General features: G+C 73.3%; 14 protein-coding genes. 13 read left to right on the forward strand and 1 reads right to left on the reverse strand.

Translation table 11 applies throughout. The annotated features are described in order from the left end of the window. The first annotated feature begins 35 nt into the window (after window positions 1–35). Complete coding sequence (locus tag AB0953_RS11130) at window positions 36–2,690, forward strand: bifunctional FO biosynthesis protein CofGH (RefSeq protein WP_366859115.1); 2,655 nt, start codon at window positions 36–38, stop codon at window positions 2,688–2,690. Between the two features lie 567 nt (window positions 2,691–3,257). Here AB0953_RS11130 and AB0953_RS11135 read toward each other — a convergent pair. Then, window positions 3,258–4,355 carry a tyrosine-protein phosphatase gene (locus AB0953_RS11135; RefSeq protein WP_366859116.1) on the reverse strand — a complete coding sequence of 366 codons (1,098 nt, stop codon included), beginning with the start codon at window positions 4,353–4,355 and terminating at the stop codon, window positions 3,258–3,260. Window positions 4,356–4,900: 545 nt separating this feature from the next. Between AB0953_RS11135 and AB0953_RS11140 the strand changes: the two genes are divergently transcribed. The 12 genes from AB0953_RS11140 to AB0953_RS11195 all read left to right on the forward strand — a co-directional run bounded on the left by AB0953_RS11140 (window position 4,901) and on the right by AB0953_RS11195 (window position 19,969). Next, the gene (locus AB0953_RS11140) at window positions 4,901–6,073 is read left to right on the forward strand and encodes an ADP-ribosylglycohydrolase family protein (RefSeq protein ID WP_366859219.1); all 1,173 of its coding nucleotides are present in this window, start codon (window positions 4,901–4,903) and stop codon (window positions 6,071–6,073) included. 94 nt (window positions 6,074–6,167) lie between these two features. Continuing rightward, the gene (locus tag AB0953_RS11145) at window positions 6,168–7,028 is read left to right on the forward strand and encodes an LLM class F420-dependent oxidoreductase (protein WP_366859117.1); all 861 of its coding nucleotides are present in this window, start codon (window positions 6,168–6,170) and stop codon (window positions 7,026–7,028) included. 15 nt (window positions 7,029–7,043) lie between these two features. Continuing rightward, on the forward strand, window positions 7,044–7,307 hold the full coding sequence (locus AB0953_RS11150; protein WP_366859118.1) for a hypothetical protein: 264 nt from the start codon (window positions 7,044–7,046) through the stop codon (window positions 7,305–7,307). 1,651 nt (window positions 7,308–8,958) lie between these two features. Further along, window positions 8,959–9,921, forward strand: coding sequence for an LLM class F420-dependent oxidoreductase (locus AB0953_RS11155; protein WP_366859119.1), 963 nt, complete (start codon window positions 8,959–8,961; stop codon window positions 9,919–9,921). A gap of 128 nt (window positions 9,922–10,049) precedes the next feature. Next, a complete protein-coding gene (locus AB0953_RS11160) occupies window positions 10,050–10,835 on the forward strand; it encodes an SDR family NAD(P)-dependent oxidoreductase (protein ID WP_366859121.1) in 786 nt (261 codons plus the stop codon). A gap of 122 nt (window positions 10,836–10,957) precedes the next feature. Then, entirely contained in the window at window positions 10,958–12,079 is a 1,122-nt protein-coding gene (locus AB0953_RS11165; protein ID WP_366859123.1) for an LLM class flavin-dependent oxidoreductase, read from the forward strand. A 210-nt stretch (window positions 12,080–12,289) separates the two neighbouring features. Continuing rightward, window positions 12,290–14,029 (forward strand): D-aminoacylase, encoded by a 1,740-nt coding sequence (locus tag AB0953_RS11170; RefSeq protein WP_366859124.1) that lies wholly within the window; start codon window positions 12,290–12,292, stop codon window positions 14,027–14,029. Beyond that, on the forward strand, window positions 14,026–15,525 hold the full coding sequence (locus AB0953_RS11175; RefSeq protein WP_366859125.1) for an aldehyde dehydrogenase family protein: 1,500 nt from the start codon (window positions 14,026–14,028) through the stop codon (window positions 15,523–15,525). Before AB0953_RS11170 ends, AB0953_RS11175 begins: the two co-directional genes overlap by 4 nt. A 227-nt stretch (window positions 15,526–15,752) precedes the next feature. Further along, entirely contained in the window at window positions 15,753–17,321 is a 1,569-nt protein-coding gene (locus AB0953_RS11180; protein ID WP_366859126.1) for an APC family permease, read from the forward strand. Between the two features lie 87 nt (window positions 17,322–17,408). Further along, window positions 17,409–17,726: a hypothetical protein gene (locus AB0953_RS11185; protein WP_366859127.1), complete on the forward strand. Its 318-nt coding sequence runs from the start codon at window positions 17,409–17,411 to the stop codon at window positions 17,724–17,726. Between the two features lie 75 nt (window positions 17,727–17,801). Continuing rightward, window positions 17,802–18,590 carry a DUF4239 domain-containing protein gene (locus AB0953_RS11190; RefSeq protein WP_366859128.1) on the forward strand — a complete coding sequence of 263 codons (789 nt, stop codon included), beginning with the start codon at window positions 17,802–17,804 and terminating at the stop codon, window positions 18,588–18,590. A gap of 158 nt (window positions 18,591–18,748) precedes the next feature. Beyond that, on the forward strand, window positions 18,749–19,969 hold the full coding sequence (locus AB0953_RS11195) for a glycosyltransferase (protein ID WP_366859129.1): 1,221 nt from the start codon (window positions 18,749–18,751) through the stop codon (window positions 19,967–19,969). Window positions 19,970–20,413: the final 444 nt, after the last annotated feature.

Consider the following 20,413-nt stretch of genomic DNA (forward strand, 5'->3'; position numbering starts at 1 on the left):
CCTGTCGGCGCGAGCCCGGATCGTATGCTCACGGCATGACCCCTTCGAGTGACGCCCCGAGCCCGGACCCGGAACCGGACCCGGAAGCCGCCGCCCCGGCCCCCGCGCCGGGCCCGGCCGCCCCGCCCCCCGGGCCGACCGAGAACGCGATGCGCCGCGCGCTCCGCCGCGCCCGCGACGGCGTGGCGCTCGACGCCGCCGAGGCGGCCGTGCTGCTCCAGGCGCGCGGCGCGGACCTCGACGACCTCACCGCATCCGCCGCCCGGGTCCGCGACGCCGGCCTGGCCGCCGCCGGCCGCCCCGGCGTGATCACGTACTCGAAGAGCGTGTTCATCCCGCTCACCCGCCTCTGCCGCGACAAGTGCCACTACTGCACCTTCGCCACCGTCCCCGGCAAGCTCCGCCGCGCCGGCCACAACATGTACATGTCCCCGGACGAGGTCCTGGACATCGCCCGCCGCGGCGCCGCCCTCGGCTGCAAGGAAGCCCTCATCACCCTCGGCGACAAGCCCGAGGACCGCTGGCCCGAGGCCCGCGCCTGGCTGGAGGCGCACGGCTACGACGACACCATCTCCTACGTCCGCGCCATCTCCATCCGCATCCTGGAGGAGACCGGCCTCCTCCCCCACCTCAACCCGGGCGTGATGTCCTGGGCCGACTTCCAGCGGCTCAAGCCCGTCGCCCCCTCCATGGGCATGATGCTGGAGACCACCGCCACCCGCCTGTGGTCCGAGCCCGGCGGCCCGCACTTCGGCTCCCCCGACAAGGAGCCCGCCGTACGGCTGCGCGTCCTGGAGGACGCCGGCCGCTCCTCCGTGCCCTTCACCTCCGGCCTGCTCATCGGCATCGGCGAGACGTACGAGGAGCGCGCCGAGTCGCTGTTCGCGCTGCGCCGCACGGCCCGCGCGTACCACGGCATCCAGGAGCTGATCATCCAGAACTTCCGCGCCAAGCCGGACACCGCGATGCGCGGCATGCCGGATGCGGAGCTGGACGACCTGGTCGCGACCGTCGCCGTCGCCCGGCACATCATGGGGCCCTCGGCTTGCCTGCAGGCTCCGCCCAACCTGGTCGACGGCGAGTACGCCCGCCTCATCGGCGCCGGCATCGACGACTGGGGCGGCGTCTCCCCGCTCACCCCCGACCACGTCAACCCCGAACGGCCCTGGCCGCAGATCGACCTGCTCGCCGAGCAGTCCGCCGCGGCCGGGTTCGAGCTGCGCGAGCGGCTGTGCGTGTACCCCGAGTTCGTTCGGCGCGGCGAGCCGTGGCTCGACCCGCGGCTGCTGCCGCACGTACGGGCGCTGGCCGATCCGGACACCGGTCTGGCCCGTCCGGACGCCACCGTCGAGGGGCACCCGTGGCAGGAGCCCGAGGAGGTCTTCACCGCCGCCGGGCGCACCGACCTGCACACCGCCATCGACACCGAGGGCCGCACCGGCGACCGGCGCCAGGACTTCGACCACGTCTACGGCGACTGGGACGCCCTGCGCGAGGCCGCCGCCCCCGGGATGCGGCCCGAGCGCATCGACACCGACGTACGGGCCGCGCTCGCCCAAGCCGCCGACGACCCGACCCGGCTGACCGACGCGCAGGCGCTCGCGCTGCTGCACGCGGACGGACCGGCGCTGGACGCGTTGTGCCGGATCGCGGACGAGCTGCGGCGGTCGGTGGTGGGCGAGGACGTCACGTACATCGTCACGCGGAACATCAACTTCACCAACGTCTGCTACACCGGCTGCCGGTTCTGCGCGTTCGCGCAGCGGCGCACCGACGCCGACGCGTACACGCTGTCGCTGGAGCAGGTCGCCGAGCGGGCCGCGCAGGCCTGGGAGGTGGGCGCGGTCGAGGTGTGCATGCAGGGCGGCATCCACCCGGACCTGCCGGGGACGGCGTACTTCGACATCGCTCGGGCCGTGAAGCGGCGGGTGCCGGGCATGCACGTGCACGCCTTCTCCCCGATGGAGGTCGTCAACGGCGCGACGCGGACGGGCATGTCCGTACGGGACTGGCTGACCGCCGCCAAGGAGGCCGGGCTGGACTCCATCCCCGGCACGGCCGCGGAGATCCTCGACGACGAGGTCCGCTGGATCCTGACCAAGGGCAAGCTGCCGACGGCGGACTGGATCGACGTGATCACCACCGCGCACGAACTCGGCATCCGGTCCTCCTCGACGATGATGTACGGGCACGTGGACCAGCCGCGGCACTGGCTCGGCCACCTGCGGACGCTGGCCCGCATCCAGGAACGGACGGGCGGCTTCACCGAGTTCGTGACGCTGCCGTTCATCCACACGAACGCGCCGGTGTACCTGGCGGGGATCGCCCGGCCCGGGCCGACGGTCCGGGACAACCGGGCGGTGACGGCCATGGCCCGGCTGCTCCTGCACCCGCACATCACGAACATCCAGACGAGCTGGGTGAAGCTGGGCACGGAGGGCGCGGCGGAGATGCTGCGCTCCGGGGCGAACGACCTGGGCGGGACGCTGATGGAGGAGACCATCTCCCGCATGGCGGGGTCGAGCTACGGCTCGTACAAGTCGGTCCGGGACCTGGTGGCGGTGGCGGAGGCCGCGGGCCGCCCCGCGAAGCCCCGCACCACCCTGTACGGCGAGGTCCCGCCGGAGCGCCGGCGCGCCGCGGCCGCCTCGGACGGCCACCTCCCGCCGCTCCTCCCCGTCCTGGACTGAACCCGCCGGGCGGCGGATCCGCCGGGCTCCCGGGGCGCCGCCCCGGACCCCGCGCCTCACACGCCGGCGGGGCTGCACGTACCGCACCCTCGGCTTCGAACGCCGGAGGCGCATCAGCCCGCGCGGCGCCTGAGCCGAGCCCGGGCAGTAGTACCGGACAAAGCCCGGCCGGACGAAGTCCGGGGCACGGGTGCCGGGCGCCCGGCACCCGGCGGATGCGGGCGGAGCCCGCGCAGGGGCGCCGGGTCGAGCCCGGGGCAGGGGCGCCGGGTCGAGCCCGGGGGGAAGGCCGGACGAGGTCCGGGGCAGGCGTGCCCAGCGGGCCCGGGCAGCGGGCGGATGCCGGGCGGAGCCCGCGCAGGGGCGCCGGCAGAGCCCGGCGGGGTACCGGACGAGGTGCGGGGCGGGCGTGCCGAGCGGGCCCGGGCAGTCGGCGGGGGCCGGGGCCGCAGGCCCCGGTTTCGGGAAGGGGCGGGGTGGGGAAACGGCTCCGCGCAGCGGCGGTCCGCCGGCCCGGCCGCCCACCCCGGCTCCGCGCACCGGGCGGACGGGCGGACGGGCGGACGGTCAGCCCACCAGGAGGTCCTTCTTCAGCTGGGTCAACTCCCGCGGGGTGACCGCCAAAGCGTCGTTGAGGTAGCGGTCGAAGGTGCCGTACCGCACCTTCACCTCCTCGTACCCGGAGTCCAGGTACTCCGCCCGCACATCCAGCATCGGCTTGTACACGGCCGCCTGCTGCACCGGCATCCGCGCCAGCAGCGCCTCGTTGGCCGCCCGCCGGTAGTCGTTGCTGGCCAGGTAGTCCGCCATGACCGTCTCCCGCGGCACCCCCAGCGCCGTCAGCAGCGCCGCCGCACCCCACCCGGTGCGGTCCTTGCCCGCCGTGCAGTGGAAGAGCACCGCGCGGTCGCGGTCGCGCTCCATGCCCTGGAACACCCCGGCGTACGCGGCCTTCCCGCCCTCCCCGGAGACCATCGCCTTCTCGGCGTCGACCATGGCCCGGGCCGCCTCCTCGGGCGTCCTCGGGGCAGCGGCGAACGCCCCGGAGCCGGCGAAGACGTCGGCGACGGTGTACGCCGCGCCCGCAGGCACCTCGTCGGGGTCCTTCGTACGCTCGCTCTCCATCCGCAGGTCGAAGACATTGCGCACCCGCAGCCGCCGCAGCTTGGCCAGGTCGTTCTCGGTCAGCTTGTCCAGCGCGTCGGAGCGGTAGACCTCGCCCATCTTGACCCACTGCCCGCCGGCGGTCCGATAGCCGCCCGCATCGCGGAAGTTGACGGTGCCTTCGAGCCGGATCAGCCGGTCGGCGAGGTGCAGCGACCCGCCGCGGGCGGGGGTGAAGTCGAACCACTGGCGGTCGGCGGCGGGCAGCCCGGTGACGACGGCGCGCCCCTCGGCCCCGCCCGCGGCGACGACCTTGCCGCCGGCCTTGACCTCGACCCGGCGCACGCCGGGCGCCTTCCACTGCAGGGCGTACGACCCGTCGGCCCCGGCGGTGACGGTGGCCTCCGTGAACGGGATGGCGGTGCGGCCGTGGTGGTGCCCGGCCCAGGGCAGGTCCCAGCCCGCGGAGGCCGCGGCGGCGGCGGTGGCGGCAGGGGCCGCGACCAGGGAGGCGGTGAGCGCGCCGGTGACGACGGCCGCCGCGAGGAATGCCTTCTTCATGACGCCCAGGCTCCGGGCGACCGCGGAACTCCGCGTGAACAGCACATGGCCGAAACCGGCCACCCCGAAGGCAAGTGGCAAAACGTGCCACTCCGCTTCCACCTGCGAAGATCACCGCCGTCCGGACCACCGCCCGGCTCCGGCACCCCGGCCACAATCCGGCCCTTCCCCCTTCCCCCGCGAGGCTCGCGACCGCCACCTTCCGCTTTTGATCAGGCATGTCCACTACAGTGCGCGCCAGAGCAAGCGGGGTCGGGGGGAGCACCATGGACACGGCGACGAGCGCAGCAGAGACGGCAAAGACGGCAGAGACGGTAGAGACGGCACAGACGGCAGAGACGGCAGCAGCACGTGCGGCCGGTGCAGCCCCCGCCTCAGCGGCCGCGCAGGCCCCGACTCCCCCGACTCCCCCGGCGGCGAACGCGCCGGCGCCCGCCCCCGCCCCGCCGGCGCAGGCCGTGCCCGGCCCCCGCCCCCGCCCCGCGACCACCGCCGCCGCACCGCCCGGAGCCACCCTCGGCGGGCGGTCCCCACTTGCCTCCGGCCTGTGGGGCCGCGCCGAGCAGCAGGACTTCCGCAGCCGGATCCGCGGCACCCTCCTCGGCGCCGCGCTCGGCGACGCCCTCGGCGCCCCCCTCGCCGGCCTGACGCCCGACGCCATCCGCGAGGCCCACGGCCCGCACGGCCTGACCGGCCCCGCGCCCGCCCACGGCCGCCGCGGCGCCATCACCTCCGTCACCCAGCTCACCCTGTTCACCATCGACGGCCTCATCCGCGCCCACGTACGCCGCGACACCGGCACCTGGCACCCGCCGACCGACGTCCACCGCGCCTACCTGCGCTGGTTCGCCACCCAGCACGACTGGGGCCCCGACGAGCGCCGCAAGGACAACGGCTGGCTCGCCCGCGAGGAATGGCTCTACGCCCGCCGCGACCCCGACCGCAACTCCCTGACCGGCTTCGCCGACACCGTCCTCGGCACCCTCGCCCGCCCCAAGAACCCCACCGCCCGAGACGCCGCAGCCACCGCCCGCTCCGCCCCGTTCGGCCTGCTCATCGGCTGGGAGCCCGCCCTCGTCCTGCAACTCGCCGTCGAGTGCGCCGCCCAGAGCCACGGGCACCCCACCGCCTACCTGGCCGCCGGCGCCTTCGCCGTCATCGTCCACGGCCTCACCCGCGGCGACACCGCCGACGCCGCCGTCCAGCGCGCCCTCGGCCTCCTCGGCTCCCGCCCCGGCCACCAGCCCGTCACGGACGCCCTCCAGTACGCCGTCGCAGCCGCCGCCGCAGGCACCAGCCCAACCCCGCACCACAACACCGCGGGCTCAGCGGGCGTAGGCCCCGCAGGGGCAGGCCCCGACGCAGCCGCCCCCGACACCGCCGCCTGCGCCCCCGCCCCCGACGCGGCCCCCGACGCTGCCGCCACCCTCGCCGCCGCCGTCCACTGCGCGCTCGCCGCCGACGACGTCCCGCACGGCCTGCGCCTCGCCGTCAACCTCGGCGGCAACTCCACCGCCACCGGCGCCCTGTGCGGAGCCCTCCTCGGCGCCCTCCACGGCGAGACCGCCCTCCCGGCCGCCTGGCTCGCCGAGCTCGAAGGCCGCGCCACCCTGCTCGAACTCGCCGACGACTTCGCCCTGGAGATGACCCAGGGCCCCGCCCTCCACACCCCGACCACCGCCGCCCCGGGCTGGCTGGCCCGCTACCCGCGCGGCTGACCGACACCCCCGCCGCCCGCGGGGCCGCCCCCTGCCGCTCCCGGCCCGGACACCGTAGCTTTGGCCCTACCACGCCACGGAGGTTGCCTCGCCCATGCGGATCGCCACGACCATCTTCCTGACCGACCGCTCCGTCACCCCCGTCCGCCTCGCCCGCAGCCTCGAGGAACGCGGCTTCGCCGGGCTCTACCTGCCCGAGCACACCCACATCCCCGTCGCCCGCGACACCGCCGCGCCCATGGGCGGCGAGCTGCCCGAGATGTACGGGCGCACCCTCGACCCCTTCGTCGCCCTCGGCCAGGCCGCCGCCGTCACCAGCCGCCTCGGCCTCGGCACCGGCATCACCCTCGTCGCCCAGCACGACCCCATCGTCCTCGCCAAGCAGGTCGCCACCCTCGACCACCTGTCGGGCGGCCGCTTCACCCTCGGCGTCGGCTACGGCTGGAACGTCGAGGAGGCCGCCGACCACGGCGTCGAATGGCGCACGCGCCGCGAACTCGTCCGCGACCGCATGGCCCTCATGCGGACCCTTTGGGCCCCCGAACCGGCCGCCTACGTCGGCCAGTACGCCTCCGTCCAGGCCAGCGCCGCCTGGCCCAAGCCGGCCCAGCCGCCCCGCGAGCTCGGCCCCGGCCAGCCCCTCCACGGCCCCCGCACCCTCCTCGGCGGCGCGGCCGGCCCCAAGCTCTTCGCCGCCGTCGCCGACCAGGCCGACGGCTGGCTCCCCATCGGCGGCGGCGGCCTCACCGAATCCCTCCCGGTGCTGCGCCGCGTCTGGGAGGCCGCGGGACGCGACCCGAAGTCGCTCCAGGTGGTCCCGTACGCCGTCCGCCCCAACCCGGGCAAGCTGGCGCACTACGCCGAACTGGGCATCGAGGAGGTCGTCCTCCAACTCCCCTCCGCGGAGGAGGACGAGGTGCTGCGCACCTTGGACGACTACGCGCAGTACCTCTGAAGGGAACCGACGCACATGCCGGGTCAGCGCAAGCGCAAGCGCAAGCGCGACAGGGAACGGGGGCTGCGCCCGGCGGAGCTCCCGCCGGGCCACTGGGAGCCGCTGTTCTCGACGCAGGAGCAGGCGGAGCTGAGGGCGTACGTCCGCCGCCTGCAGGAGGAGGGCAGGGTCACCGACCCGCGTCTGCTCCGCATCGACATGTTCTGCGGCCGCCTGCACCACCCGACGACCCACCAGGTCAGCATCTACGTCCCGGACGCACCGGCCCGGGCGACATAGAAGACGCGGCATGCGCAGAAGCCGTCCACGCCGGGCCTCCGAGCTCAAGGCGGGCCCGGAACCGGCCGTGGCGCCCGCAGCCGGGACCACCTTCCTCAAGGGGATCACAGGGGCCGGAGCTCCGGCGCGCCCGCATCACGAGAGGGGTCGGGGGCTGCCCGTCAGTCCCATCGTCCTTCCGGGGCGGGGCGGCCTGTCAAGGGCGCTCCTTCGTCGCGTCGCTTCGCGATGGCCTTCGGCCACCCTTGACAGGCCACCCCGCCCCGGAACGCCGAAAGACTGCCGGGAAGCCCCCGAAGGAACGGCATGGGGGACAGGACAGGAAAGCCCCATCGGAGCCCCACCCCTCCCGCTCCGAGCAACCAGAACACCACCGGCCAACGCCCAGATCCCCACCCCGCCACCCCACGCCCCAGATCGCTACGCGCTCCTCTCTCCCCGGCGACCGCCGCCCGTCCTGGGCTGGTAGCGCAACGGATCGCTACGCGCTTCTCCTTTCTCGGCGACCGCCGCCCGTCTGGGGCTGATGACGCACCAGATCGCTACGTGGCCGATCCTTCTCGGCGGCTGACGCCCGTCTGCGGCGGGTGGGCGCCCGAGACCGCTACGCGCTGCCGCCGGATCGGCGACTGGCGGCCGTCGTGAGTGATGACAAGGGCGCAAGCGCCCCGTTCATGCCTCTTTGGTGACGGGATGGAGGCGGATTCGGTGCCACTCGGAGCCAGACGGAGCCTGGCATCAGAAAGGTCGTCATTCGGCTACCCGAAGGGCCATTCGCGCCCCACAAACGGTCGAAGAACCCTTTCTGCAGGCCGACCGCCCCCTCACCCACGCATCCGCCGATCCGCCTATCAGCCCCAGACGGCGGTCGGCCGCCGAGAAAAGAGAAGCGCGTAGCGATCTGTTGCGCTACCAGCCACAGACGGCCGTCGGACGCCGAGAAAAGAGAAGCGCGTAGCGATCTGTTGCGCTACCAGCCACAGACGGCCGTCGGACGCCGAGAAATGAGGAGCGCGTAGCGATCTGAGGGCGCTGCCCGCTCCCGATGGTCCTGTCATTGACGTCTGGTGCGGGTTGGAGCCCCTCGGCTCCCCAGATGGCCGCTTTGGCGGGTCTGGGGATCAGCTTCCCGCATGCCCGGTGCCGGGGAGGGATGGGAATCCGGGAAGGAAGGATTCTGCACCGGGGGCGGGAGAGGGAGGTCTCTGACGAGGGAGAAGGCTGGACATGACCCCCTGGCCATCCTTCGGGGGCTTCCCGGCAGCTCTTTGGCATTTCGGGTCGTGTCGGCCTGTCAAGGGTGGCCGAAGGCCATCGCGAAGCGACGCGACCGCAGGGAGCGCCCTTGATAGGCCGGCGCGAACCGAAAGGACAATGGGCGGCCGGGACGCCCCCGGACACCCTCCGACGCCGGTCGACCGTGACCCGGCCCCCCGACTCCCGCCGACACCGTCCCCTGCCGCTCGCGTCGACCCCGCCCCCGCCGCTCCCGCCTCCCCGCCCTCCGCCGCTTCAGGCTGCCTTCCTCTCCGGATTCCCTGCGCCCTCTCCCCACCCCCCTCTTGTCTGACGAACCGTCAGCTACCACCATGGCCCCGGCACGACGGACGCGAGGGACGCGGCAGGCGCGACGAAGGCGAGGCGGGGTTCCATGGCAGGCATACCGGCAACGCGCACGTTTCCCGAGGGCCGGCTGGCCTACGGGATGCAGCTCCCGATCCAGTCGCAGAGCACCCTCTACGCCGAGCCCTGGGAGGCTTCGGCCGGCGCCGCCGACCTGGCCGAGGTGGCGCGGGCCGCCGACCGGGCGGGATTCGGGTACATCGCCACCTGCGACCACGTCGCCATCCCGCGACGCCTCGCCGGCCCCATGGGCACCACCTGGTACGACCCCGTGGGCACACTGGCCTTCCTGGCCGGGATCACCGAGCGGGTGCGGCTGCTGAGCCACGTCGCGATCCTGGGGCTGCGCCACCCGCTGCTGTCCGCCAAGCAGTACGCCACCGTCGACCACCTTTCCGGCGGCCGACTGATCCTGGGCGTCGGGGCGGGACACGTCGCGGAGGAGTTCGAGGTCCTCGGAGTCGACTTCGCCGGGCGCGGGGCGCTCCTCGACGAGGCCGTGGACGCGCTGCGCGCCGCCCTCGGCCCTGAGGAGTACCCGGTGTTCGAGGGGGAGCGGTTCTCGTTCAGCGACCTCGGCCAGCGGCCCCGCCCCGCGCAGGCCCGCATCCCCGTCTGGGTCGGCGGTTCGTCCCCCGCGGCGGTGCGCCGCGCCGCCGTCCGGGGTGACGGCTGGCTCCCGCAGGGCGACCCGCGTGACCGGCTGCCCGCGCAGATCGCCCGGATCAGGGAGCTGCGCGAGGCGGCGGGGGTCACCGGCCCGTTCGAGTTCGGCGCGATCACCGAGGCGCTGTACGTCGGCGAGCCCGGCTGGGACACCGGCCGCCGGACCCTGGCCGGCAAGCCGGAGGTGCTGGCCGAGTCGCTGCGCGCGTACCGGGCGCTCGGCGTCGACCAGATCCAGGTCCGCTTCCGCAGCCGCGACCGCGCCGAGCTGACCGACCAGATCACCGCGTTCGGAGCCGAGGTGGCCCCCCTCCTCCACGACTGAAGAGGAGAAGGGTCGAGACGAGAAAAGACGACCCGACCCGAGCCGACCCGACCCGAGCCAAGCCAAGCCAAGCCAAGCCAAGCCAAGCCAAGCCAAGCCAAACCAAGACGAGCAGCAGGAGCGGGCACATGGGCAAGTTGGACGGGCGTGTCGTGATCATCACCGGTGCGGCGCGCGGGCAGGGCGAGCAGGAGGCCCGCCTGTTCGCCGCCGAGGGGGCCAGGGTGCTCCTCGGCGACGTGCTGGACGAGCAGGGCGCCGCCGTGGCGAAGGAGATAGGCGAGGACCGGGCGCGCTACGTGCGCCTGGACGTGAGCCGGGAGGAGGACTGGGCGGCGGCGACGGCGGCCGCCAAGGAGGCCTTCGGCCCGATCGACGGGCTGGTCAACAACGCGGGGATCCTGCGCTTCAACGAGCTGACCGCGACGCCGCTGGCGGAGTTCCAGGAGGTGGTGCAGGTCAACCAGGTCGGCGCGTTCCTCGGCATCAAGACGGTGGCGCCCGAGATCGCGGCGGCGGGCGGCGGCACGATCGTCAACACGTCCTCGTACACGGGCCTGACGGGCATGGCGTACGTGGGTGCGTACGCGGCCACGAAGGCGGCGATCGTCGGCCTGACGCGGGTGGCGGCGCTGGAGCTGGCGGGCCGGAACATCCGGGTGAACGCGATGTGCCCGGGCGCGGTGGACACCCCGATGGCCAATCCGGGGCTGCTGGACCCGGCGAACCTGAGCGACGAGGCGCGGGACGCGATGGCGGAGCTGTACCGGCGGGTCGTGCCGATAGGGCGGGCGGGGCGGCCGGAGGAGATCGCGCGGCTGGCGCTGTTCCTGAGCAGTGAGGACTCCTCGTACATCACCGGGCAGCCGTTCGTGGTGGACGGGGGCTGGATGGCGGGTGTGAGCGTGCTGTGAGGGGGCTCAGCCCGAACCCTTCCTGATGGGGCGTCAGCTATTGACGCTCCGCCCTCCCCGATGGAACAGTCGATCCCATCGAATCTGACGAGACGTCAGAAACCAAAGGACGGTGAACCCCCTTGGAATTCGGGCTCTTCGTGCAGGGATACGTCCCCCAGGCGCGGTCCAAGGTCGACCCCGAGGCAGAGCACAAGGCGCTGATCGAGGAGACCGAATACGTCATCCAGGCCGACAAGTCCGGCTTCAAGTACGCCTGGGCCTCCGAGCACCACTTCCTGGAGGAGTACTCCCACCTGTCGGCCAACGAGGTCTTCCTCGCCTACCTCGCCCACGCCACCGAGCGGATCCACCTCGGCTCGGGCATCTTCAACCCGCTCGCGCCGGTCAACCACCCGGTGAAGGTGGCCGAGAAGGTCGCCATGCTCGACCACCTCTCCAAGGGCCGGTTCGAGTTCGGCACCGGGCGCGGCGCCGGCAGCCACGAGATCCTCGGCTTCCTGCCCGGCGTCACGGACATGAACCACACGAAGGAGATCTGGGAGGAGACCATCGCGGAGTTCCCCAAGATGTTCCTCCAGGAGGAGTACGAGGGGTTCCAGGGCAAGCACTGGTCGCTGCCGCCGCGCAAGATCTTCCCCAAGCCGTACGGCAAGGGCCACCCGGCCATGTGGTACGCCGCCGGGTCGCCGTCCTCGTACGCGATGGCGGCGAAGAAGGGGCTCGGCGTCCTCGGCTTCAGCGTGCAGAAGGTCTCCGACATGGAGTGGGTGCTGGAGCAGTACAAGACGGCGATCCAGGAGGCGAAGGCGGTCGGGGCCTTCGTCAACGACAACGTCATGGTCACCTCGACCGCGATATGCGCCGAGACGCACGACAAGGCGGTCGAGATCGCCGTCAACGCCCACATGAACCGGTTCCAGTCGCTGGTCTTCCGCTACCACGACACGTTCCCGCGGCCCGAGGCGATTCCGCAGTGGCCGGAGATCCTGCCGGAGTACAACGCGGAGATCATCGAGCTGCTGATCGCGGAGGAGCTGCTGATCTGCGGCGACCCTTCCGAGGTCCTGGCCCAGTGCAAGCGGTGGGAGCAGGCGGGCGCCGACCAGCTGTCGTTCGGCCTGCCGACGGGTGTCTCGTACGAGGACACCATGACGACGATCAAGCTGATCGGGGAGCACGTGATCCCGAGGATCGACACCGACCCGGTCCACCGCACGACCCGCTTCCGCCAGTCGGTCTGACCTCGCCCGGCGGGGTAACGGGCCCCCGGCCCCGAGGGGGCCGCCCGCGTCGGGCGGGCCCCGGCCCCCGGACCCGGACCCGACGGCGGGCGGCCGCCGGGGCGGGACATCGGCCACCGGGCCCGGACATCGGCTACCGGGCCCGGACATCAGCCGCCGGGGCAGGACACGCGGCCGGGACAGGACATCAAGCGAAGGGACGCCACCGCCATGCTCGACCACCTGATCAGGGGCGCGACCGTCGTCGACGGCACCGGCGCCCCCGCCCGCCCCGCAGACGTCGGCCTGCGCGACGGCCGCATCGCCGTCATCGCCGCCCCCGGCACCGTCACCGAAGAGGCCCGGACCACCGAGGACGCCACCGGCCTCGTCCTCTGCCCCGGCTTCGTCGACCCGCACACCCACTACGACGCCCAGCTCTTCTGGGACCCGTACGCCACGCCCTCCATGAACCACGGCGTGACCACCGTCGCCGGCGGCAACTGCGGGTTCACCCTGGCCCCCCTCAACCCGGCCCGCCCCCAGGACGCCGACTACACCCGCCGCATGATGAGCAAGGTCGAGGGCATGGCGCTGGCCGCCCTCGAGGAGGGCGTGGACTGGTCCTGGTCCTCCTTCGGCGAGTACCTCGACGCCCTGGAGGGCCGGATCGCCGTCAACGCCGGCTTCATGGTGGGCCACTGCGCCCTGCGCCGCTACGTGATGGGCGAGGACGCGGTCGGCGGCCGGCCCACTCCCGACCAGCTGCGCCAGATGACCGACCTGCTCCACGAGGCCATGGCCGCGGGAGCCTGGGGCCTGTCCACCACCCAGTCCTCCACCCACTCCGACGGCGACGGCGCCCCCGTCGCCTCCCGCCACGCCGGCCCCGCCGAGCTGCTGGCACTCGCCGCGGCGGTCGGCGAGCACGAGGGCACCCAGCTGGAGGCGATCGTCGCCGGCTGCCTCGACCAGTTCTCCGACGCCGAGATCGACCTCTTCGTGGAGATGTCCGCCGCCGCCGGCCGCCCCCTCAACTGGAACGTCCTCACCATCGACGCCGCCGTCCCCGAACGCGTCCCGCGCCAGCTCCTCCCGAGCGAGCGCGCCCGCAAGGCCGGCGGCCGCATCGTCGCGCTGACGATGCCGATCCTCACCCCCATGAACATGTCCCTCGGCAGCTTCTGCGCCCTGAACCTGATCCCCGGCTGGGGCGAGGTCCTCGCCCTGCCCGTGCCGGAGCGGATCGCGAAGCTGCGCGACCCCGCCGTCCGGGCGGAGATGCTGCGCCGCGCCGACAGCAAGGAGGCCGGGGTCTTCCGCCGCCTGGCCGACTTCGGGCGCTACGTCATCGGCGACACCTACAGCAAGGACAACGAGGGCCTCAGCGGCCGCGTGGTCCGGGACATCGCCGCCGAGCGGGACCAGGACCCGTTCCAGTGCCTCGTGGAGATATGCGCCAACGACGGGCTGCGCACCGTCCTGTGGCCCATGCCCACCGACAACGACCCGGCCAGCTGGGCCCTGCGCGCCGAGACCTGGCAGCACGAGGACGTCATGTTGGGCGGCTCCGACGCCGGCGCGCACCTGGACCGGATGTGCGGGGCCCCGTACACGACCCGCTTCCTCGGGGACTGCCTGCGCGGCCGCAAGCTGCTGCCGCTGGAGCAGGCGGTACGGATGCTCACCGACGACCCGGCGCAGCTGTTCGGGCTGCGCGAGCGCGGCCGGATCGCCGAGGGCTGGCACGCGGACCTGGTGCTGTTCGACCCGGAGCGGATCGACGCCGGGCCGGCGACGCTCGTGCACGACCTGCCGGGCAACAGCCCGCGGCTGGACGCGCGGGCCGTGGGGATCGTTTCGGTGCGGGTCAACGGGGTGGAGACGGTCCGCGACGACCGGGTGACGGGCGCGGTCCCGGGCACCGTGCTGCGCTCGGGCCGCGACACCCGGACGGTGAGCACCCGATGACGACGGGAACGGGAGCGGCAGCGGGGCCGCAGCGCCTCTTCATCGGCGGCGACTGGGTGGAGCCGGCCGGCGGCCACTACGAGGTGGTCAACCCGGCGGACGAGTCGGTGGTCGGTCTGGCCCCCGAGGCCTCCCCCGCCCAGGTCCTGGAGGCGGCCGCCGCGGCCGCGGAGGCCTTCGAGGGGTGGGCGCGCACGCGGCCGGAGGAGCGGGCGGCGATCCTGGACCGCGCCGCGGACATCATCCAGCGGCAGTACGAGCCGTGGTCGGAGCTGGCGCGCGCCGAGACCGGGGCGACGACGGCGACCGCCCGCGGCATGCAGGTCGGCGTCGGGGTGGCCCGGTTCCGGCGGTACGCCAAGGGCGCCCTGGAACCGGTGGAGCGGGGACTGCCGCCGCAGGTCACGGAGGCCGGGCCGATGGGCCGGGCGAGCATCCTGGGTGCGCTGGAGGTGCGCCAGCCGGTCGGCGTGGTCACCTGCATCACCTCGTACAACAACCCGTGGGCCAACCCGGCGGGCAAGGTGGCCCCGGCGCTGGCCATGGGCAACACGGTGGTGGTCAAGCCGGCCCCGCAGGACCCGCTGTCGGTGTTCCGGATGGCGCAGGCGCTGGCGGAGGCGGGGGTCCCGCGGGGCGTGGTCAACGTGGTGGGCGGGCAGTCGGTGGAGGTCGGCGAGGCCGCGGTGGCCTCCCCGCACGTGGACATGGTGTCCTTCACCGGGTCGACGGCGGTCGGGCAGCGCATCGCCGAGGTCTGCGGCCGGACGATGAAGCGGCAGCTGATGGAGCTCGGCGGCAAGGGCGCGGCGATCGTGCTGGACGACGCCGACCTGGACGCGGCGGTCGCCGGCATCGGCACCACCTTCTCCTTCTACAGCGGGCAGATCTGCACCGCCCCGACCCGGGTGATCGTCCACCGGTCGGTGTACGGGCAGCTGCTGGAGAAGCTGGCCGGCTACCTGGCGCACATGGAGGTGGGCGACCCGGCGGAGCGGGGCACGGTGGTCGGCCCGGTGATCTCGGCGGCGCACCGGGACCGGGTGGAGTCGTACGTCGAGCTCGGGCGGAAGGAGGGGGCGCGCCTGGTGTACGGCGGGGAGCGCCCGGTGGTCGGCGAGGGTCCCGGCCGGGGGCGCGGCTTCTACGTGGCGCCGACGCTGCTGGCGGACTGTACGAGCGGGATGCGGGTGGTGCGGGAGGAGATCTTCGGGCCGGTGGTGGTGGTCGTGCCGTTCGACGGCGGGGAGGACGAGGCCGTCGCGCTGGCCAACGACAGCGACTACGGCTTGCTGAGCTACGTGTGGTCCGGGGACGCGGCGCGCGCCTTCCGGGTGGCGCGCCGGCTGCGGGCGGGCGGGGTCGGCGTGAACACGGTCGGCCGGAACATGGAGGCGCCGTTCGGCGGCTTCAAGCGCTCGGGGGTCGGCCGCGACGTGGGCTCGTACGCGCTGCACGCGTACAGCGAGGTGCAGTCGATCGTCTGGCCGGGCTGAAAGTCACACGGGAAACTTTTGAACAGGGCGAAACGGACATGGCTGCGGTTTCCGCATAACGGAACGCCATGTCCGCGCCCTGCGAACCGGCGGCATTGCGGCGATGTAACCTGGCATTGCGAACCATTAAGCAGCTGTTGCCTCATTATTCAAAGGCGATTTCGCAAGCCAAGGTCCGGATCCAAACCCTCCGGATGTGGAAATCGCACCCTCTAACGTCCTTTGACATGACACAGCTGGACGTACGGCCCCCGGCCGAGGACACGGCAGGCGGCACCGCCGACGTACGCGGCAAGGGCCTCGGCAAGGGCTCCGTCGGCCTCGTGGGCAGCGCCGTCATCGGCATCTCCACCGTCGCCCCCGTCTACTGCCTCACCTCGACCCTCGGCTCCACCGCCGGCGAGGTCGGCGTCCAGATGCCCGCCGTCTTCCTGGCCGGCTTCCTGCCGATGCTGCTCGTGGCCTTCGCCTACCGCGAGCTCAACAAGGCCGTGCCGGACTGCGGCACCTCCTTCACCTGGACCGTGAAGGCCTTCGGCCCCCGCATCGGCTGGATGTGCGGCTGGGGCCTGGTCATCGCCACGATCATCGTGCTGTCCAACCTGGCGGGCGTCGCCACCTCCTACTTCTGGCTGCTGGCCGGCGAGATCACCGGCAACGCCTCCGTCGCCGCCCTGGACGACGCCAAGCTCGTCCACATCGCCACCTGCCTCACGCTGATCGCCGCCGCCACCGCCATCAGCTACCGCGGCATGACCGCCACCAAGGGCGTGCAGTACACCCTGGTCGGCCTCCAGCTCGCCGTCCTCGCCGTCTTCGTCGCCATGGCCTTCCACAAGGCGTCCGGCGGCGCCGGCGCGGCCGGCGTCTTCGACACCGGCGCGGACTTCTCCTGGCAGTGGATGAACCCCTTCGCCGTCCCGTCCATGGGCGCCTTCACCGCCGGCCTGTCCCTGTCGATCTTCATGTACTGGGGCTGGGACACCTGCCTCACCGCGAACGAGGAGACCATCGGCTCCGCGAAGACCCCCGGCCGCGCCTCCCTCATCGCCATGGTCGTCCTCGTCGGCTCCTACCTGGCCACCGGCATCGCCGCCCAGATGGCCGTCGGCTCCGGCGACAAGGGCCTCGGCCTCGGCAACCCGGAGACCTCCGGCAACGTCTTCGCCGCCCTCGCCGGCCCCGTCATGGGCCCCGTCCTCGGCATCCTGCTCTTCGTCGCCGTCCTCGCCTCCGCGGCCGCCTCCCTGCAGACCACGTTCATCCCGGTCGCCCGCACCGTCCTCGCCATGTCCACGTACGAGGCCCTGCCCGCCTCCTACGCCAAGGTCCACCCGCGCTTCAAGACCCCCGGTCGCGCCACCGTCACGGCCGGCGTCGCCACCGGCGCCTTCTACACCGTCATGACCCTGGTCAGCGAGAACGTCCTCACCGACACGATCTTCGCGCTCGGCCTGATGATCTGCTTCTACTACTCGCTGACCGCCTTCGCCTGCGCCTGGTACTTCCGCGGCGAGCTGCGCCGCAGCGTCCGCGACCTGTTCCTCAAGGGCGTCCTCCCTGTCCTGGGCGGTCTGCTGCTCGCCGGGGTCTTCCTCAAGACCCTGATCGACATGTGGGACCCCTCGTACGGCTCCGGCTCCACCGTTCTCGGCGTCGGCAGCGTCTTCGTCATCGGCGTGGGCCTGCTGGCCCTCGGCCTGGTCGTCATGGCCGTCACGGAACGCCGCAGCCCGGCCTTCTTCCGCGGCGAGGTCCTGACGAAGTCGACGCCGGCACTGGTGGTCGAGGACTGAGCGGAACCGGGGCCGAACGGAGGGCGGCGGGCGCGACACGCCGACCCGGGGGGTGACCCCGGCCCCCGGCAGGTCGTTCACCAGGGCATGAACGCCAACGCCATGAAGCGCAGCCTCGCCGCCCTCGCCCTGTCCTCCGGCGCCCTCGCCCTCGCCGCCGGCGCCGCCCACGCCGACGCCCGTGCCAACGCCGACCTCGGCGGCCAGGGCGCCCAGTCCATCGCCCCGCTCGCCCAGCGCGTCGGCGACATCGTCGACCACCCGGGCCACGCCGTGCAGGACACCCGCACGGCCCTGGGCGTGACCGCGGGCGCGGCCGGATCCGCCGCCAAGTCCGCCGACTCCTCGCTCGCCGGCACGGGCACGGCCCTCCAGGGCGTGCCGCAGGCGCCCGGCGTCCGCTGAGGGACCGGGGCCCGGCCCGGGACGGGACCGGTCCCTCCACCGGGCCCTCGGCCGGAGTCGGTCGTTGATCAGCGCATGATCCTCTGGTTGCTCAACACCTTCTCCACCCTGACCCTCGGCGTCCTCCTGGTGGGCGGCTTCGTCGGCCTCGCCGCGGGCGGCAGCCTGGCCGCCCGCCGCCGCTTCCCGCACCTGGCGGGCGGCGAGCACAACGAGATGGTCGGCGTCGCCCTCGGCATGTTCGGCGCGATCTACGGCATCATCCTCGCGTTCGTCGTGGTCACCCTCTGGACCCAGCTCGAGAACACCCAGAGCACGGTCGCCACGGAGGCCACCGACCTCGCCCTGATCGTCCGCAGCGCCGAGGCCTTCCCACCCGCCGACCGCGCCCGCGTGGAACGCGCCGTCGGCGACTACGTCCACTCGGTCGTCGAGGTCCAGTGGCCGCTGATGCGCGAGGGCCGCCCCAGCTACGACGCCACCGCCGAGCAGACGCACGGCCTGTACAAGGCGCTCCAGGCGTACGAGCCCGCCGGTCACCGCAGCGAGACCTTCTACGACGAGGCCGCGGGCCGCCTCAACGACGTCGCCGCCCAGCGCCGGGCCCGCATCGACATGGCCAGCACCTCCCTGCCGATGCTGCTGCAGGTGCTCGTGTACGGGGGCGCGCTGGTCATCCTCCCGCTCACGTTCCTGTTCGGGCTGCGCAGCCTGAGGATGCAACTGCTGTTCGTCTCGGCGGTGGCGGCGCTGATCGGCTTCAGCCTGCTGCTGGTGATGGTCCTGGACCGCCCGTTCGCAGGCGAGTTGAGCGTGAGCCCGGCCCCGTACAAGGAGGCGGCGCTGGCGCAGTTCTGGCACTAGGGGGCGGTAACGAACGGCTCAATCCGGCCGTCGTGCAAGGAAGTTGCCACTTCCGCCACTCTCAACGTATAGCGCACCGGGGGGCTTGCGGCAAGACCCGGGCCGTCCCGCAGAATCTCGATCATCACGATCAGAAACTGCGGCACCGGGAGCACTTCATGCGCGTTTTGTTGTCCGCCTATGACTCGCGCGGTGGCGTCGAGCCGCTGGTGGGGCTCGCCGTACGGCTGCAGGAACTCGGCGCGCAGGTGCTGGTGTGCGCGCCGCCGGACGAGGAGTTCGAGAAGCGGCTGGCCGTGGTCGGCGTACAGATGGTGCCGACCGGCACGTCGGTGCGCGACCTGGTGACCGGCAAGGTCCCGCCGACGGCGGGGGGCGTGCCCAAGCGCGCCGCCGAGCTCGTCGCCGCCTTCCACCAGAACGTCACGGCGGTGGCCGAGGGCTTCGACGTGCTCGTGGCGACCGGCCTCGTACCCGCCGTGGCCGGCGTGCAGGCGGCCGCCGAGCAGCTCGGCATTCCGTATGTGTACGCGAGCTACCAGCCGGTCAGCCTGCCGTCGCCGCACCACCCGCCGATCCCGCGCCCGGGCCGGCCGCTTCCGCCGGAGGTCACCGACAACCAGGCGCTGTGGGAGCGGGACGCCGAGGACGTGCAGGCGGTGTTCGGCGAGCCGATCAACAGCTACCGCGAGTCGATCGGCCTCGCACCGCTGGACGACATCCGCGACCGCGTCTTCACCGACCGGCCCTGGCTCGCCGCCGACCCGGTCCTCGCCCCGTGGCAGCAGCCGTCCGACCTGGACGTCCTGCAGACCGGCGCATGGGTCCTGCCGGACGAACGCCCGCTCCCGGCCGAGCTGGTGGAGTTCCTGGACGCCGGCGAGCCGCCCGTCTACGTGGGGTACGGAAGCATCCCGATGCGGGACCCGCAGGACGTCGCCCGGGTGGCCGTCGAAGCGATCCGCGCGCAGGGCCGCCGCGTGGTCGTCTCCCGCGGCTGGGCCGACCTCGCGCTGATCGACGACCAGGACGACTGCTTCGTCGTCGGCGAGGTCAACCACCAGGCGCTGTTCCGCCGCTCGGCCGCCGTCATCCACCACGGCGGCGCGGGCACGACCACGACGGCCACCTGGTCCGGCGCTCCCCAGGTGGTGGTGCCCCAGGGCGCCGACCAGCCCTACTTCGCGGGCCGCGTGGCCTACCTGGGCATCGGCGCGGCCCACGACGGCCCGACCCCGACCGCCGAGTCCCTCTCGGCCGCACTGCGGACGGCCCTGGCCCCGGAAACCCGCGCCCGCGCCGCCACGGTCTCTGCAGCGTTCCGAACGGACGGCGCCGCGGTGGCGGCAAGGCTGCTGGTCGAGGAAACGGGGAAGTAGGGGCGCTGCCTCGAAGAGGCAGCATCACGGTGGACCGGGGCCGGACCGGGGCCGGACCGGGGCCGGACCGGGGCCGGACCGGGGCCGGACCGGGGCTGGACCGGGGCCGAGGATCATACGGCTGCGCCCACCGGCCCCAGACGGCAGCCGGACGCCGGGACGTGCCGCGCCACGTAGCGATCTGGTGCGCTACCAGCCACAGACGGCCGTCGGACGCCGAGAAAAGAGGAGCGCGTAGCGATGGGGGGCGCTCCCCGCCCCCGGTGGTCATCATCATTCGCAGGAGGGATTCTGCACCGGGGACGGGAGAGGGAGGTCTCTGACGAGGGCAGAGGCTGGACATGACCCCCTGGCCATCCTTCGGGGGCTTCCCGGCAGCTCTTTGGCATTCCGGGGTGGGCCGGTCTGTCAAGGGTGGCCGAAGGCCATCGCGAAGCGACGCGA

It is taken from the genome of Streptomyces sp. NPDC046866 (assembly GCF_040704625.1).
Classification (GTDB): Bacteria; Actinomycetota; Actinomycetes; order Streptomycetales; family Streptomycetaceae; genus Streptomyces.